The 14535-nt window shown below is 72.4% G+C and carries 14 protein-coding genes and 1 pseudogene; 10 read left to right on the top strand and 5 right to left on the bottom strand.

Translation table 11 applies throughout. From position 1 onward, the window contains the following. Positions 1 to 14 precede the first annotated feature (14 nt). Together ABZS77_RS25890 and ABZS77_RS25895 are read right to left on the bottom strand one after the other, a co-directional pair. The gene (locus tag ABZS77_RS25890) at positions 15 to 677 is read right to left on the bottom strand and encodes a response regulator transcription factor (protein WP_354827812.1); all 663 of its coding nucleotides are present in this window, start codon (positions 675 to 677) and stop codon (positions 15 to 17) included. Further along, the gene (locus ABZS77_RS25895; protein WP_354827815.1) at positions 674 to 1906 is read right to left on the bottom strand and encodes a histidine kinase; all 1233 of its coding nucleotides are present in this window, start codon (positions 1904 to 1906) and stop codon (positions 674 to 676) included. The genes ABZS77_RS25890 and ABZS77_RS25895 overlap by 4 nt, the downstream gene beginning before the upstream one ends. 155 nt (positions 1907 to 2061) lie before the next feature. Here ABZS77_RS25895 and fabG point away from each other — a divergent pair, with 155 nt between their 5' ends. The 4 genes from fabG to ABZS77_RS25915 all read left to right on the top strand — a co-directional run bounded on the left by fabG (position 2062) and on the right by ABZS77_RS25915 (position 5510). Continuing rightward, positions 2062 to 2766 (top strand): 3-oxoacyl-ACP reductase FabG, encoded by a 705-nt coding sequence (fabG, locus tag ABZS77_RS25900; protein WP_354827818.1) that lies wholly within the window; start codon positions 2062 to 2064, stop codon positions 2764 to 2766. Positions 2767 to 2793: 27 nt separating this feature from the next. Next, positions 2794 to 3561 carry an enoyl-ACP reductase FabI gene (gene fabI, locus ABZS77_RS25905; protein WP_354827821.1) on the top strand — a complete coding sequence of 256 codons (768 nt, stop codon included), beginning with the start codon at positions 2794 to 2796 and terminating at the stop codon, positions 3559 to 3561. Between the two features lie 124 nt (positions 3562 to 3685). After that, positions 3686 to 4738, top strand: a complete 1053-nt coding sequence (locus tag ABZS77_RS25910) for a ferrochelatase (RefSeq protein WP_354827823.1) — start codon at positions 3686 to 3688, stop codon at positions 4736 to 4738. Next, the gene (locus ABZS77_RS25915; protein WP_139587782.1) at positions 4731 to 5510 is read left to right on the top strand and encodes an HAD-IIA family hydrolase; all 780 of its coding nucleotides are present in this window, start codon (positions 4731 to 4733) and stop codon (positions 5508 to 5510) included. The genes ABZS77_RS25910 and ABZS77_RS25915 overlap by 8 nt, the downstream gene beginning before the upstream one ends. A gap of 28 nt (positions 5511 to 5538) precedes the next feature. Here ABZS77_RS25915 and ABZS77_RS25920 read toward each other — a convergent pair whose 3' ends face one another. Next, a complete protein-coding gene (locus ABZS77_RS25920) occupies positions 5539 to 6333 on the bottom strand; it encodes a hypothetical protein (protein WP_354827826.1) in 795 nt (264 codons plus the stop codon). A 99-nt stretch (positions 6334 to 6432) separates the two neighbouring features. Between ABZS77_RS25920 and ABZS77_RS25925 the strand changes: the two are divergent. Together ABZS77_RS25925 and ABZS77_RS25930 are read left to right on the top strand one after the other, a co-directional pair. Beyond that, positions 6433 to 6804: pseudogene (locus ABZS77_RS25925) on the top strand (chlorophyllase); the annotation flags it as partial. Between the two features lie 62 nt (positions 6805 to 6866). Beyond that, entirely contained in the window at positions 6867 to 7679 is an 813-nt protein-coding gene (locus ABZS77_RS25930; protein WP_354827829.1) for a DUF3097 domain-containing protein, read from the top strand. 23 nt (positions 7680 to 7702) lie between these two features. Here ABZS77_RS25930 and ABZS77_RS25935 read toward each other — a convergent pair whose 3' ends face one another. Beyond that, positions 7703 to 9004, bottom strand: a complete 1302-nt coding sequence (locus ABZS77_RS25935; RefSeq protein WP_354827831.1) for a serine hydrolase domain-containing protein — start codon at positions 9002 to 9004, stop codon at positions 7703 to 7705. Between the two features lie 109 nt (positions 9005 to 9113). Between ABZS77_RS25935 and ABZS77_RS25940 the strand changes: the two genes are divergently transcribed. The 4 genes from ABZS77_RS25940 to ABZS77_RS25955 all read left to right on the top strand — a co-directional run bounded on the left by ABZS77_RS25940 (position 9114) and on the right by ABZS77_RS25955 (position 14001). Next, entirely contained in the window at positions 9114 to 9587 is a 474-nt protein-coding gene (locus ABZS77_RS25940; protein ID WP_354827834.1) for an NfeD family protein, read from the top strand. Between the two features lie 4 nt (positions 9588 to 9591). Continuing rightward, positions 9592 to 10698 (top strand): SPFH domain-containing protein, encoded by a 1107-nt coding sequence (locus ABZS77_RS25945; protein ID WP_354827837.1) that lies wholly within the window; start codon positions 9592 to 9594, stop codon positions 10696 to 10698. Positions 10699 to 10849: 151 nt separating this feature from the next. Next, entirely contained in the window at positions 10850 to 11617 is a 768-nt protein-coding gene (locus ABZS77_RS25950; RefSeq protein WP_354827839.1) for a hypothetical protein, read from the top strand. 185 nt (positions 11618 to 11802) lie between these two features. Continuing rightward, on the top strand, positions 11803 to 14001 hold the full coding sequence (locus ABZS77_RS25955; protein ID WP_354827841.1) for a transglycosylase domain-containing protein: 2199 nt from the start codon (positions 11803 to 11805) through the stop codon (positions 13999 to 14001). 204 nt (positions 14002 to 14205) lie between these two features. On the opposite strand, the gene ABZS77_RS25960 is transcribed toward ABZS77_RS25955, so the two are convergent. Continuing rightward, on the bottom strand, positions 14206 to 14448 hold the full coding sequence (locus ABZS77_RS25960; RefSeq protein ID WP_354827844.1) for a hypothetical protein: 243 nt from the start codon (positions 14446 to 14448) through the stop codon (positions 14206 to 14208). Positions 14449 to 14535: the final 87 nt, after the last annotated feature.

Below are 14535 nucleotides of genomic sequence, written 5' to 3' on the forward strand. Positions count from 1 at the left end.
CTGGCTCCCCGGTGCTACTCGCCGGCGGCGACCAGACCCGTCTCGTACGCCAGCACCACGGCCTGGGCCCGGTCGCGCAGCCCCAGCTTGGCCAGGATCCGCCCGACGTGGGTCTTCACGGTCTGCTCGGCCACCACCAGGTCGCCGGCGATCTCCGCGTTGTTGCGTCCCCGGGCGATCAACCGCAGCACCTCGGTCTCGCGGGGCGTGAGGCCGGCCAGGTCGGTGGGGCGGGGACGGCGACGGTCCGGGCGGGCCGCGAACTCGGCGATCAGCCGGCGGGTCACCGCCGGGGCGAGCAGCGCGTCCCCGGCCGCCACCACCCGCACGGCGTGCACCAGGTCGGCCGCCGGGGCGTCCTTGAGCAGGAAGCCGCTCGCCCCGGCGCGCAGCGCCTCGTACACGTAGTCGTCCAGGTCGAAGGTGGTGAGGATGAGCACCCGGGGGCGCTGCGCGGACCGGTCGCCGAGTAGCTTGCGGGTGGCCTCCAGCCCGTCCATGACCGGCATCCGCACGTCCATCAGCACCACGTCCGGGTCGAGCCGGCGGGTGGCGGCGACGGCCTGCGCGCCGTCGGCGGCGTCACCCACCACCAGCAGGTCCGGTTGGGCTGCGAGCAGCGCGCCGAAACCCTGCCGCACCATCGCCTGGTCGTCCGCGATCAGCACCTTGATCACGCGTCCCCGCCCTCCGCGTCGTACGGCAGTTCGGCCGTCACCGCGTAACCCCCGTCGGGCAGCGGCCCGGCGGTGAACGTACCGCCCAGCGAGGTCGCCCGTTCCCGCATGCCGGTCAACCCGTGCCCGGCGCCCGCCTCGGTTCCCGGCCCCACGTCGTCGGTGGGCGCGTTCAGCACCCGTACCGTCAGCGTGGACGGGCCGGCGTGGACGGTGACCCGCACCGCGGCCCCCGGCGCGTGCCGGGCCGCGTTGGCCAGGCCCTCCTGGGCGATCCGGTACGCGGCCAGCCCGACCGGCGCGGGCACCCGCCCGCCGTCGAGCGGCCCGGCGTCCAGGGTCACCGGCAGCCCGGCCCGACGGGCGGCGTCCACCATGGCGCCCAGGTCGTCCAGGTCGGGCTGCGGCGCGGTCTGCGGGCCGGTCGACTCGCTGCGCAGCACCCCCAGCAGCCGCCGCATGTCGGTGAGCGCGTCGCGCGCCGAGTCGGCGATGGCGGCGAACTCCGCGGCCGCCGGCGCCGACACGTCGGTGAGCCGGTACGGGGCGGTCTCCGCCTGCACGGCGATCAGCGACATGTGGTGGGCCACCACGTCGTGCAGCTCCCGGGCGATCCGGGTGCGTTCCTCAAGCACCGCCCGGCGCTCCTGCTCCCGTTCGCTCACCTCGGTCTGCGCGGCGAGCGCCCGCCGGGACAGCCGGTTGCGCCGGAGCAGGTCACCGACGATCGCCAGCGCGCCGAGCAGCGCCAGGACGGCGGCCCGGTTCTCCGGATGCACCAGGATGAGCACCGGAACTGCGGTGATCGCCACCACCCAGGCCAGCACCGGCCGGTCGACCCGCGTCAGGACCACCGCGACGACCGCCACCGACCCGAGCGCCAGCGGCGGGGTCCACGGTCCGGGTGAGTCGGCCGGCGCGTTGAACGTGCACACCAGCAGGGCCAGCACCGTCAGCCGCCAGGCCAGCAGCGGACGCCGGGGCAGCGCCAGCAGCGGCGCCACGGTCATCGCCGCGAACAGCACCGCGACCGGGGTCGGCAGACCCCAGTCGGTCTCCACGGCGAGCGTGATCCAGAAGAAACCGAGCGCGGCGAGCAACCCGACCGGTGTGGCGTACCGGGCCAGCCCGGGCCGGCGGGCCAGCAGCGGCCGGCCCGGCGGGGCGTCCGGGCCCAGCAGTGTCTGTCGCAGGGCCTCGAGGGCCGCGACGATCGGTTGCCGGTTCACCACCGGGAGGCTACGGGCCGACCCCCGGTCAGGGCGTGCCACCAGGGGTTGATCCCCGTGTCGTACCCCGGTGTGACACGACTCCCGTTAGCGCTTACCTGCCGGTAACGCCTAGGCTCCGACGCGTCCGTGCCGACCATTCGCAAGGGGGAACAGTGGCCCGTACCGTGCTGGTGACCGGGGGCAACCGGGGGATCGGCCTGGCCATCGCGCAGGCCTTCGCCAAGCAGGGCGACCGGGTGGCGGTCACCCACCGCAGCGGCGACGCGCCCGACGGGCTGTTCGGCGTACGCGCCGACGTCACCGACGCCGCCTCGATCGACGCCGCGTTCACCGCCGTCGAGGCCGAGCTCGGCCCGGTCGAGGTGCTGGTGGCCAACGCCGGCATGACCGACGACACGCTGCTGCTGCGGATGTCCGAGGAGCAGTTCACCGGTGTGGTGGACACCAATCTCACGGGCGCGTTCCGGGTCGCCAAGCGGGCCTCGGGCAAGATGCTGCGCGCCAAGTGGGGCCGCATGATCTTCATCTCCTCGGTGGTCGGCCTGTCCGGCGGGGCCGGCCAGGTCAACTACGCCGCCAGCAAGGCCGGCCTGGTGGGCGTGGCCCGCTCCATCACCCGGGAACTGGGCAGCCGCAACATCACCGCGAACGTGGTGGCGCCCGGCTTCATCGACACCGACATGACCGCCGGCCTCTCCGACGACCGCAAGGCGGAGATCCGCAAGTCCATCCCGGCAGGCCGGATGGCCAGCCCGGACGAGGTCGCCGCCGTGGTCACCTGGCTGGCCTCGGACAGCGCCGGGTACGTCTCCGGTGCCGTCATCCCGGTCGACGGCGGCCTCGGCATGGGCCACTGACCATTTTGACTACGGAGGAAATCTGCGATGTCCGGACTGCTCGCCGGTAAGCGGCTGCTCGTCAGCGGCGTCATCACCGACGCTTCGATCGCCTTCTCGGTGGCGAAGCTCGCCCAGGAGAACGGCGCGCAGGTCGTGCTCACCGGCTACGGCCGGCTCTCCCTGGTCGAGCGGATCGCCAAGCGGCTGCCCGAGCCGGCGCCGATCATCGAGGTGGACGTCACCAACACCGAGCACCTCGCCGGCCTCGCCGACCGGGTCCGCGAGCACGTCGACGGCCTCGACGGTGTCGTGCACTCGATCGGCTTCGCCCCGCAGAGCTGCCTGGGCGGCGGCTTCCTCGACGCGCCGTGGGAGGACGTGGCGACCGCCCTGCACGTCTCCACCTTCTCGTACAAGTCCCTCGCGATGGCGGCGCTGCCGCTGATGTCGTCCGGCGGCGCGGTCGTCGGCCTGACCTTCGACGCGACGAAGGCGTGGCCGGTCTACGACTGGATGGGCGTGGCCAAGGCCGGCCTGGAGTCCGCGTCCCGCTACCTGGCGATGCACCTGGGCAAGCAGGGCATCCGCAGCAACCTCGTCGCCGCCGGTCCGCTGCGCACCATCGCCGCGAAGTCCATCCCCGGCTTCGACCAGTTCGAGGAGGCCTGGGCCGAGCGGGCGCCGCTGGGCTGGAGCCTCACCGACCAGGAGCCCGCCGCACGGGCCTGCCTGGCACTGCTGTCCGACTGGTTCCCGGCCACCACCGGCGAGATCGTGCACGTCGACGGCGGCTACCACGCCGTCGGTTCCTGACGGTGTAAGGAAGGGCCCCCTGTTAACGCCTGCGGTATAGCAGGGGGCCCTTCCTTGCACTGCGGATCGGCCGGGAGCAGGGGGCGTCGCCGGGCCGTCCAGGTCGAGGGGACAGAATGACCCCATGTCGTACGACGCGGTGGTGCTGGTGTCCTTCGGCGGGCCGGAGCGGCCCGAGGACGTGATGCCGTTCCTGCAGAACGTGACCCGTGGCCGGGGCGTGCCCCCTGAGCGGCTGGCCGAGGTCGCCGAGCACTACCAGCACTTCGGCGGGGTGTCCCCGATCAACCAGCAGTGCCGCGACCTGCTGGCCGCCGTCCGCGCCGACTTCGCCGCGCACGGTCTCGACCTGCCCGTGTACTGGGGCAACCGCAACTGGGATCCGATGCTCGCCGACACGGTGACGCGGATGCGCGACGACGGGGTCGCCCGGGCGTTGGCGTTCGTCACCAGCGCGTACGGTGGCTACTCGTCCTGCCGGCAGTACCAGGAGGACATCGCCGCCGCCCGCGCCGCGGTGGGCCCGGACGCGCCGGTGATCGAGAAGCTGCGCCAGTTCTGGGACCACCCCGGTTTCGTCGAGCCACACGTCGACGCGGTCCGGACCGCCCTGGGTCAGCTCGACCCCGCGAAGCGGGACAGCACCCGGCTGGTCTTCACCGCCCACTCCATTCCCAGCTCGATGGCCGCCAACGCCGGCCCGCACGGCGGCCGGTACGAGGCGCAGCTGCGCGAGAGCGCCCGCCTGGTGGCTGCGGCAGCCGCCCCCGACCTGCCGTACGACCTCGTCTGGCAGAGCCGCTCCGGTCCGCCGCACGTGCCGTGGCTGGAACCGGACGTCAACGACCACCTGACCGCCCTCGCGCAGGACGGCACGACGAGCGTGGTGGTCAGCCCGATCGGGTTCGTCTCCGACCACCTGGAGGTGGTGTGGGATCTGGACACCGAGGCGCTGGAGACCGCCAAGCAGCTCGGGCTGGACTTCGTCCGGGCCGCCACACCGGGCACCGACCCGCGCTTCGTGACCATGGTCCGTGAGCTGGTCACCGAGCGCACCGACCCGGACGGCGCGCAGCTGCGCCGCCGCCTCGGCGAGCTGCCGATGTGGGACACCTGCCCCACCGTCTGCTGCGTGCCGACCCGTCGCCCGACGCCTGCTGGGAGCACCGATGCATGATCGCAAGCCGGTGCAGAGCTGGCTGACCGACATGGACGGCGTGCTGGTGCACGAGGGCCAGCCGGTGCCGGGCGCGCCGGAGTTCGTCAACCGGCTGCGCGCCTCGGGCAAGCCGTTCCTGGTGCTCACCAACAACTCGATCTACACCCCGCGCGACCTGACGGCCCGGCTCAGCCGGATGGGGCTGGACGTGCCGGAGGAGTCGATCTGGTCGTCCGCGTTGGCCACCGGGCAGTTCCTCGCCGACCAGCGGCCGGGTGGCACCGCGTACGTCATCGGGGAGGCGGGGTTGACCACGGCGTTGCACGCCGTCGGGTATGTGCTCACCGACTTCGCCCCGGACTACGTGGTGCTCGGTGAGACCCGCACCTACAGCTTCGAGGCGATCACCAAGGCGGTCCGTCTGATCAACGACGGGGCGCGCTTCATCTGCACGAATCCCGACGTGACCGGCCCGTCGGTGGAGGGCGCGCTGCCCGCCGCCGGCTCGGTCGCCGCCATGATCTCCAAGGCGACCGGTGTGGAGCCGTACTTCGTCGGCAAGCCGAACCCGATGATGATGCGTTCGGCACTCAACACGATCAACGCCCACTCGGAGAGCACCGCGATGATCGGTGACCGGATGGACACGGACATCCTGTGCGGCCTGGAGGCGGGGCTGGAGACCATCCTGGTGCTCACCGGCATCAGCAGCCGCACCGAGGCGGAGCGTTACCCGTACCGTCCGTCCCGGATCATCAACTCGGTCGCGGACCTGCTCGACGAGGTCTGACAGCGCGCTCCCGGCGTGGGGCGACCGGTCAGGGGCGCAGTGGGGCGTTGCAGGCGGCCACCAGCGCCTGCCGGCAGGCCGCGGTGAGCGGGCGCAGCGCGGCGTCGCGCTGCTGTGCCTCGTAGTTGTTGATCGCGCCGCCGGGAGCGGCGTGTCCGGCCAGCGCGAGCACCCGGTCGAGCACCGCGGCGCGGGCGAAGAGCCGACGGGCCCTCGGGTCGAACCCCGGTGGCAGATCGGTGGTGCCGTCGGGTCGGCGCAACGCGGCCAGCGCACCTGCCAGCTCGGGCCGCCACTGGGCGACGTCGAGGCGGGTCAGCGCGGCGGTCGTCTCGGCCAGCGCGGCGGCCAGCTCGGCTTCCGCCTCGGCGGCGCCGGGCAGTGAGAGCGACGCGGCGGGGGCGTTGGCCGGCAGCGGGTACACCCGCCACAGGACGGTTTCGAAACAGTCCCCGGAGCCGGAGGTGTGCGAGCGGACCTCCGGGATCAACCCGAGCCCGCCGGCGACAACCGCCTCACCCGCCACCAGTGCCGCGCCGGCGAAGTCGCCGGGGCCGGGCAGACCCCGGGGGTCGCCGGGTGCGGGCAGCACCAGGCGGATCTCGTCGGGGGAGAGCTTGGCCAGGGTGGGCAGCGCGGCGCCCAGTGGGACGTCGGTCCAGGTGCCCGGGGCGTCCGCGACGAGATGTTCCTCGTCGCCGGCGATGGCGTCGGCGACCTCGTCGTACGGCACCAACCCGGCGCGCCACGCGCGCACCCAGGCAACGAACCGGCTCGACCGGCGCGGCGCGAGTGTGGCCGCGCCCGTTGCGGGGGTGGACATGCCGAAAGGGTACGTGGTCATGACCGGCCCTGTCTCGACTGCCGCTCCGGCCGCCCTGCGTGCCCCGAACTGCCCCCTTCGCCCGATCCCGCGCGCGGCGATCTGTCGCCGTTCGCGGCCGAGCACTTCCCCTTCATGAGCCCGAGCTTCGCGGAGATGGACACCCCGACCCTCGTGGTGGCCGGCGATCGGGACGCCTCCCCGTTGTCGGTCCGGGGGCCGGACTGGTTCACCGACGCGTACCACCTCAGCCCGGGCAGCAAGAGCCTGCTCACGCTGTTCGGCGCGGAGCACTCGCTCGGCGGCATCTCCGACTACGAGGCCAGGGAGACGACGGACGAGAGCCCCGAGCGGGTCGCGCTGATCCAGCGGCTCACCTGGGCCTACCTCCGCGACGCGCTCGGCCTGAAGGACTCGGTCTGGCCGGCACCTGTCGACACCGACCTGGGCCGCCTCGCATCCACCTCGTGATCGGCGCGGTGGGGCGGTGTGTCGGGGGGCGGGGTGATCGCGCGGGAGTTAGCGTGATCGACATGGCGGGGCGATACGGCGAGGACGTGTTGGCGGGGGACTGGCGGCGGCGCAGGGTCACCCCCGAGGTGGACGCCGAACCGGACCTCGTGGTCGAGGACGCCGACTCCGGGTTCTGCGGTGCGGTGGTCGGGTTCGAGGCCGGTGCCGTGGTCCTGGAGGACCGGCACGGCAAGCGGCGCAACTTCCCGCTCCTGCCGGCGGCTTTCCTGCTCGACGGCAGCCCGGTCACCCTGCGCCGCCCCACCCGCGCCCCGGTGCCGGCGGCCCGCCGACGTACCGCGTCCGGTTCGGTGGCCGTGGACAACGTCCGCGCCCAGGTCGCCAAGGCGAGCCGGATCTGGGTGGAGGGCATCCACGACGCCGCGCTCGTCGAACGGATCTGGGGCGACGACCTGCGGATCGAGGGCGTGGTCGTGGAGCCGTTGGACGGCATCGACGAGCTCGACGCCGCCGTCCGCGACTTCGGCCCCGCGCCGACCCGGCGACTCGGCGTACTCGTCGACCACCTGGTGCCGGGCAGCAAGGAGAGCCGCATCGTGGCCCGGGTCACCTCGCCGTACGTGCTGGTGACCGGCCACCCCTACGTGGACGTGTGGCAGGCGGTCAAGCCGGCGGCGCTGGGTATCGCGGCGTGGCCGGTGGTGCCGCCGGGGCGACCGTGGAAGGAGGGCGTCTGCGCGGCCCTCGGGGTGGCCGAGCCGGCCGACATGTGGCGGCACATCCTGTCCCGGGTGAACAGCTTCGCCGACGTGGAGACCCCCCTGATCAACGCGATGGAACGCCTCATCGACTTCGTCACCGAAGCGCCCTGACAGCCCGATCCTCAGGCGGCGGGTCAGGGGACCTCGTCGGGACTGCGCGTGAAGACGAACGTGGCGATGTCGATCGCCACCGCCCGTCCACTGTCGTCACGCCGTACCGTCAGGATCTCGCCGTTCTCCGGGCCGGAGCATCCCCGCCAGCGGTCCGTTCCCTCGGCGGTGAACCGGCTCACCCGCTCACCGCGCACATGGGCCACCAGGTCGCCCGCGTCCCAGCTCAGGTCCAGTGACGTGCCCATCCACCACCAGCGGCCGGTCAGCTCGGTCAGGCCGGTGGCGGGCTGGGCGGTGGCCGGCCGCCACGGCTGCGCGAACGCCGGCTCGGCGTCCAGCACGGTGGTCAGCAACCGGCGGCTGAGCCCGGTGATCGGGAAGCCGTACGAGTTGGCGAAACCGACGACGGCGGTACGGGTCGGCCGGTGCACCGTGAGGGCGGCCACGTACCCGGGCATCGAGCCGCCGTGCCCGACGTACACGCGCTCACCATCGCGGTAGAGCTCCAGCCCCAGGCCGTGCCCGCCGGTCCAGGAGTCGAGATCGCTGATCACCACGGGGGCGCACATCTCGGTGAGCGTGGCGGGGGTCAGCACCGACGGGTCGGGGTCGGCGAGGAAGGCGGCCCACCGGCCCAGGTCCTCGATCGTCGACCAGAGCTGCCCGGCCGGGGCCATCGCGCCGGTGTCGGTACGCGGCTCCTCGCGCAGGGTGCCGTGCCAGGGGTGCACGACGTAACCGCGGGCGTACGGCTCGGTGGCCGCGTACGTGGTGCGGCGCAGGCCCAGCGGGGTGAGGATCCGCTCGTCGAGCAGGTCGTTCCAGGGTGTCCCGGTGAGTCGTTCGAGCACCCCGCCGAGCAGCCCGTACGCCAGGTTGGAGTAGTGGTACGCGGTGTGCGGCGGATAGGCGATCTTTTCGGCCGTCACCCCGGCGAGCAGGGTTCCCAGGTCGACGCCCGCCGCCCGTTCCCACCAGTCGCCCTCGGGTTCGCGTTGCATCCCGCTGGCGTGCCCGAGCAGCTGACGCAGGGTGAGCGAGCCGACGTCGGTGCCCGGCAGGTGTTTCTCCACCTCGTCGTCGACGTTGAGGCGGCCGGCGTCGCGCAGCTGCATGACCAGGGTCGCGGTCATCGTCTTGCTGATCGAGCCCAGCCGGTACTGGAGGTCGACGCCCGGGTGGGGGTGTTCGCCGGCGGTGGCCAGGTGCGCGAGTGTGCCGTCGCGGACCACGCCCAGCACGAGCGAGGGGACGCGCCCGTCGGCCTGCGCCTGGGCGACCCGGGTGTCGATCTGTCGGATGGTCTCGGGCAGCAGCGTCAACGGGATCTCCTCGTTCGGCCGTTCGGATTCGATGGACGGTGGTCGCTCCGCCGAGCCTACTGATCATCGCGGGTGGGCTGCTCGTGCATAAACGTGTCACCCTTGCGGTGTGGACGCCGTGGTGTGGATCGTTTTGGGTGTGGTGCTGGCGGTCGCCGAGATCTTCACGACGACCCTCTTTCTCATCATGTTCGGGGTCGGTGCCTTCGCCGCCGCGGGCGCTGCCGCTCTGGGCGCGCCGGTGGCCGTGCAGGCGCTGGTCTTCGCCGTCGTGTCGGCGCTGAGCCTGGTTGTCGTCCGACCGGTCATCCGGCGGCACAGCCGGTCCGCGTTGGAGAGCGGCGAGCAGCCGTTCGGTGTGGAGGCGATCGAGGGCTCCACGGCGCTGGTGCTGGAACGGGTGGACGCCGACCAGGGCCTGGTCAAGATCGACGGGGAGCTGTGGACCGCCCGGTCGTACGACTCGACGCAGACTTTCGAGCCCGGTCAACGGGTTCGGGTGATAAAGGTCAGGGGCGCGACAGCCCTGGTGTGGCAGGACGATGTTTCTTCCGCCGGCGAGCTGCCGGAAGCGAGAGGGTGAACGGATGACGGTCATCGGTGTGCTGATCATCGCGGTGGCGTTGATCGCCGTGATTACGCTGGCCAAGGCGGTGCGGATCGTGCCGCAGCAGCGCCAGGATGTGGTGGAACGGCTCGGTAAGTACAAGCGCACGCTCAACCCCGGCCTCAACCTGCTGGTGCCGTTCGTCGACGCGGTGCGCACCAAGGTCGACATGCGCGAGCAGGTGGTCAGCTTCCCGCCGCAGCCGGTGATCACCTCGGACAACCTGGTGGTCTCGATCGACACCGTCCTCTACTTCAAGGTGGTCGACTCGGTTCGGGCGACCTACGAGATCTCCAGCTTCCTGCAGGCCATCGAGCAGCTGACCGTCACCACGCTGCGTAACGTGATCGGCTCGCTGGACCTGGAGCGCGCGCTGACCAGCCGGGACGAGATCAACCGGCACCTCTCCGGTGTGCTCGACGAGACCACCGGCCGCTGGGGCATCAAGGTGACCCGGGTCGAGATCAAGGCGATCGAGCCGCCGGCCAGCATCCGTGACTCGATGGAGAAGCAGATGCGCGCCGAGCGGGACCGTCGCGCGGCGATCCTGACCGCCGAGGGCCACAAGCAGTCGGTGATCCTCACCGCCGAGGGTGACAAGCAGTCCGCGGTGCTGCGGGCCGACGGTGACCGGCAGGCCCGGATCCTGCAGGCCGAGGGTCAGGCGAAGGCGATCCGGACGGTCTTTGACGCGATCCACCAGGCGAACCCGAGCCAGAAGGTGCTCGCCTACCAGTACCTGCAGGCTCTTCCGCAGATCGCCCAGGGCAGCGCCAACAAGGTCTGGATCGTCCCGGCCGAGCTGACCAAGGCCCTGGAGGGCATGGGTGGCGCGCTCGGCGGGCTGAGCCAGATGGTGGGGGACCTGCCCGCACCGGAGGCGGCCGCGCACGCGAGCCAGGTCGAGCGCGAGGCCGCGGAGGCAGCGCAGGCCGCGGCGGATGCCGCCCAGCAGATCCACGACGAGGTACGCGTCGCCGAGGCGCAGGCCACCGGCGGCAACAAGCCGCAGGGGCTGCCCGCACCGGAGCCGGTCTCGCCGGACAGCCTGGTCAACGACCCGACCGACCAGCGCGAGCGCGGCTGACCCGTACACCCGGCCGCCACGGCGGCTAAATATGAAAAGTGCTCATGGGGCGCTCCGATGCCTGCCACGATCGGTCCTAGGACGGGTGGTGACCAGGCAATCGGGGCGCCCCGGCGCGTCTCGCACCGCTCGCGGACGAGCGAGGTGACGCATGAAGGATCCGGCGAATCGGATGTGGTCCTCGGCCCCCGTGCCCGGTGCGCACGACCCGGTCGCCCCGCTGGGCTCCCGGCGCGGCGGAGGCGGTTTCGGCGTACTGCCGTTCGTGGGTGAGCCGACCCCGGCCGGCCCGGCCACGAACGCCAGTTGGGCCTGGTCGATACGCCGGTTCGCGCGGGCCGCGGTGTGGCTGCTGCCCGCGTACGCCATCCTCTACGGCGCGGTGGCGATGGCCAGCGACGGAGGGGTGGGCAACGACCCGTATCCGGCCGACGGCCGGGCGGCGTACCTGGTCGGCTGGGTGGCCGCGGTGTGGCTCGGCCTGCTCGCGCTGCTGGCGCTCGCCGGGCTGCTGGCCGCGACCCGCAGCCGCCGGGTGGCCGCCGCCGGCCTGCTGGTCAGCATCGCCGGCACGGTGCTGATGCTGCCGTTCGCCGGGCTCGCCGAGCAGACGTCGGTCTTCGGCACCACCGCGCGCTCGCTGGTGCTGCTCGGGGCGACCTTCTACAGCGTGGGTTGGTTCCTCACCGGCTGGGCGGTGGCCCGTTCAGGCGCGTTCAGCCTCGGTGACGGCGTCATGCTGATCATCGCCGCGCCGCTGCTCGGCCTCGGAGGGGCGCTGATCGGCTCACTCCAGACCTTCGGCGCGATCTTCGTGCTGGTCGCCGGCATCGGCATCGGCTACCGCTCCGGCCGCCTGATGCCCCGCGAAACGGCACGCGACGCCGCCTCCGCCAGCCTCACCACCCCAACCCCCTAACCCACCCACCCACCCTTTCCTGGTGATCATGAGGTTGACGGGCGATTCCGTGATCAAAGCGCCGGCCAACCTCATGATCACCAGGGGCTCGGGGATGGGGATTGGGGATGGGAGGGCCGTGAAGTTGCTGACAGTTGGGCCGCGGCGGTGGTCGGTTGGCGTTTTTTGTGGCAATCCTGGGTTGCATGGCCGCCTCCCGCTCGCCGCTGTCGCGGCTGTTCACCGTGCTGCTCGCCGGCCTCCTGGCCGGGTTGGTCCTGGCGGTCGCCGCGCTGCCGGGCAACCTGCTGCTCGGGGTCGCCGCGCGCTCGGCGCTCGGGTCGTACGCCTCGTTGCCCGACGCACTGCGCACCCCGGCCACCCCGCAGCGGTCGTACCTCTACGCCAACGACGGCAAGACGCTGATCACCACCTTCTACGACGTGAACCGCACCGACGTCGCGCTGGAGGACATCGCCCCGGTCATGCGGCAGGCCATCGTGGCGGCCGAGGACCGGCGCTTCTACGACCACGGTGGCGCTGACCTGCGCGGCCTGGCGCGGGCGCTGGTGGCCAACGTCAAGGGCGGCGGCACCGAGCAGGGCGGCTCGACGCTCACCATGCAGTACGTCCGCAACGTCCTCAAGACGGACCCCGACCGCACCGCCGAGGAGCGGGCCGCCGCGACCGACCCCACCGTCGGGCGCAAGCTCCAGGAGATCCGGTACGCGGGCGCGCTCGAGAAGAGCCTCGGCAAGGACGAGATCCTCGACCGGTACCTGAACATCGCCTACTTCGGCTCCGGCGCGTACGGGATCGCGGCGGCCAGCCAGCGCTACTTCGGCAAGGTCCCGGCGCGGCTGACCCTCGCCGAGTCGGCGCTGCTCGCCGGCCTGGTGCAGTCCCCGGACGCGTACAGCCCCATCGACGGCGACAGGGACGCGGCCCTCGCCCGCCGGTCGTACGTGCTGGACTCGATGGTCGCCACCGGGGCGGTCACCGCCGCCCAGGCCGCGCAGGCGAAGTCGGAGCCGCTGACCCTGCGCCCCACCGCGCAGCCCAACGGCTGCACCGCCGTGTCCCAGGGGCACGACGACTGGGGCTACTTCTGCGACTACCTGCGCCGCTGGTGGGTGACCCAGCCGGCGTTCGGGGCCACCGTGGCCGAGCGTGAGCAGGCCCTGCGCTCGGGCGGCTACACCGTGATCACCTCGTTGGACCCGAAGGTCCAGGCCACCGCACAGCAGCAGGCCACCAAGGTCTACGGGTACGACAACAAGCGCGCCCTGCCGATCGCGGCCGTGCAGCCGGGCACCGGTCGGGTGCTGGCGATGGCCGTCAACCGGCACTACAGCCTCGCGGACAACCCGGCCGGCCAGGCGAACTACCCGAACACCGTGAACCCGCTGATCTCCGGCGGGACCAGCGTCGACGGCTACCAGGCGGGGTCGACGTTCAAGCTGTTCACGATGCTCGCCGCGCTGGAGTCGGGCCGTACGCTCTCCACCGGCTTCGACGCCCCCGCCAAGCTGCCCACCCGGTACCCGGCCGAGGGGCCGGGCAGTTGCGACGGCCGTTGGTGCCCGGCGAACGCCAACCCGGACTGGATGGACGGGTACCGGATGATGTGGGACGGCTTCGGCCGCTCGGTGAACACCTACTTCGTCTGGCTGGCCGAGCAGGTCGGCCAGGACAAGGTCGTCGAGATGGCGCAGCGGCTCGGCATCACGTTCCGCGCCGACTCGGAGGCCGCGTTCGCCAAGGACAACGCCGCTAACTGGGGTTCGTTCACCCTGGGCGTGGCCGCCACCACCCCGCTGGACCTGGCGAACGCGTACGCGACGGTGGCCGCCGAGGGCACCTACTGCACGCCGCTGCCGGTGGTCTCGGTGACCGCCGCCGACGGCGAGAAGGTGCCGGTGGGGGAGCCGTCCTGCAAGCGGGTCCTGGAGGCCGACGTGGCCCGCGCCGCGACCGACGCCGCCCGGTGCCCGGTGGGGCAGCAGTCGCCGTACGGTCAGTGCAACGGCGGCACCGCCACCGGTGTGGACGACATCCTCGACGGTCGGCCGGTGGCCGGCAAGACGGGCAGCTCGGAGCAGAACTCCACCGAGACGTTCGTCGGCTTCACCCCGCAGGTCGCGGTGGCCGGCATCGCCGCCAACCCGGACGACCCGGCCGACTCGGTGGGTTCCGCGGTGCAGTCGAAGGTGATCGACGCGGTCGCCCGGGTCATCGCCACCGCCGTGAAGGGCCAGCCGGAGAAGGCGTTCGTCGCGCCCAGCCGGGAGCTGGCCGGCGAGCCCCGCCGACCGGTCGAGCGCGCCCCCGTGGTGCCGGATCGCCGGCCCACCCAGGAAGACCCCCGCAGCGCCCTCCAGCGCTGGCTGGACCGCCGCGGCTGACCTCGCGAGACGACGGCGCCTCCCCACCAGCGGTGGGGAGGCGCCGGCCGAAGCGGTGCGTGCCGCCTACTTGCGCTTCAGCTGGTCGAAGTCGACCACCTGGCCCTCCGGCGGCGTCTTCACGTCGTCGAAGGTCGCGCCGAACTCGCTGAACGTGATCTGACCGGCCGAGTCCTGGCTACCCTCCAGCCGGACCGGGTACGGCTAGTCCAGGGTCATCTTCTTGCCGTCGTCGTCGACGTCACCCACCAGGTGGTAGGACTTGGCGTTCCGCACCGCCGTCGTGGCGCGCTGAAGCACCTCGTCGGGTGCGAGTGCGGCGACGCCGTTGTCGGCGGGGGCCGTCGATTCCGGCTGGGCGCCGTCACCGTCGCCGCCCCCGCAGCCAGCCAGCAACGCCGCCGCCACCACGGCGACCATGCCTCGTCTGATTGTCGTCGATCTCATCGTCAGCTCCCTCGTGCCACCCCCCGTGGGTGAAGCGACAGGCACGTACCCCTGATCGATCTTTCGCAATCCGTCGATCGGCGTGGG

The sequence above is a fragment of the Micromonospora sp. NPDC005298 genome (assembly GCF_040607375.1).
GTDB lineage: Bacteria > Actinomycetota > Actinomycetes > Mycobacteriales > Micromonosporaceae > Micromonospora.

Excerpts from the sequence above, each read along its gene's own strand:
- fabI (WP_354827821.1), top strand. The coding sequence starts at position 2,794 with ATGTCCGGACTGCTCGCCGGTAAGCGGCTGCTCGTCAGCGGCGTCATC.
- ABZS77_RS25910 (WP_354827823.1), top strand. The coding sequence starts at position 3,686 with ATGTCGTACGACGCGGTGGTGCTGGTGTCCTTCGGCGGGCCGGAGCGG.
- ABZS77_RS25915 (WP_139587782.1), top strand. The coding sequence starts at position 4,731 with ATGCATGATCGCAAGCCGGTGCAGAGCTGGCTGACCGACATGGACGGC.
- ABZS77_RS25920 (WP_354827826.1), bottom strand. The coding sequence starts at position 6,333 with ATGTCCACCCCCGCAACGGGCGCGGCCACACTCGCGCCGCGCCGGTCG.
- ABZS77_RS25930 (WP_354827829.1), top strand. The coding sequence starts at position 6,867 with ATGGCGGGGCGATACGGCGAGGACGTGTTGGCGGGGGACTGGCGGCGG.
- ABZS77_RS25945 (WP_354827837.1), top strand. The coding sequence starts at position 9,592 with ATGACGGTCATCGGTGTGCTGATCATCGCGGTGGCGTTGATCGCCGTG.
- ABZS77_RS25950 (WP_354827839.1), top strand. The coding sequence starts at position 10,850 with ATGAAGGATCCGGCGAATCGGATGTGGTCCTCGGCCCCCGTGCCCGGT.
- ABZS77_RS25955 (WP_354827841.1), top strand. The coding sequence starts at position 11,803 with ATGGCCGCCTCCCGCTCGCCGCTGTCGCGGCTGTTCACCGTGCTGCTC.
- ABZS77_RS25960 (WP_354827844.1), bottom strand. The coding sequence starts at position 14,448 with ATGAGATCGACGACAATCAGACGAGGCATGGTCGCCGTGGTGGCGGCG.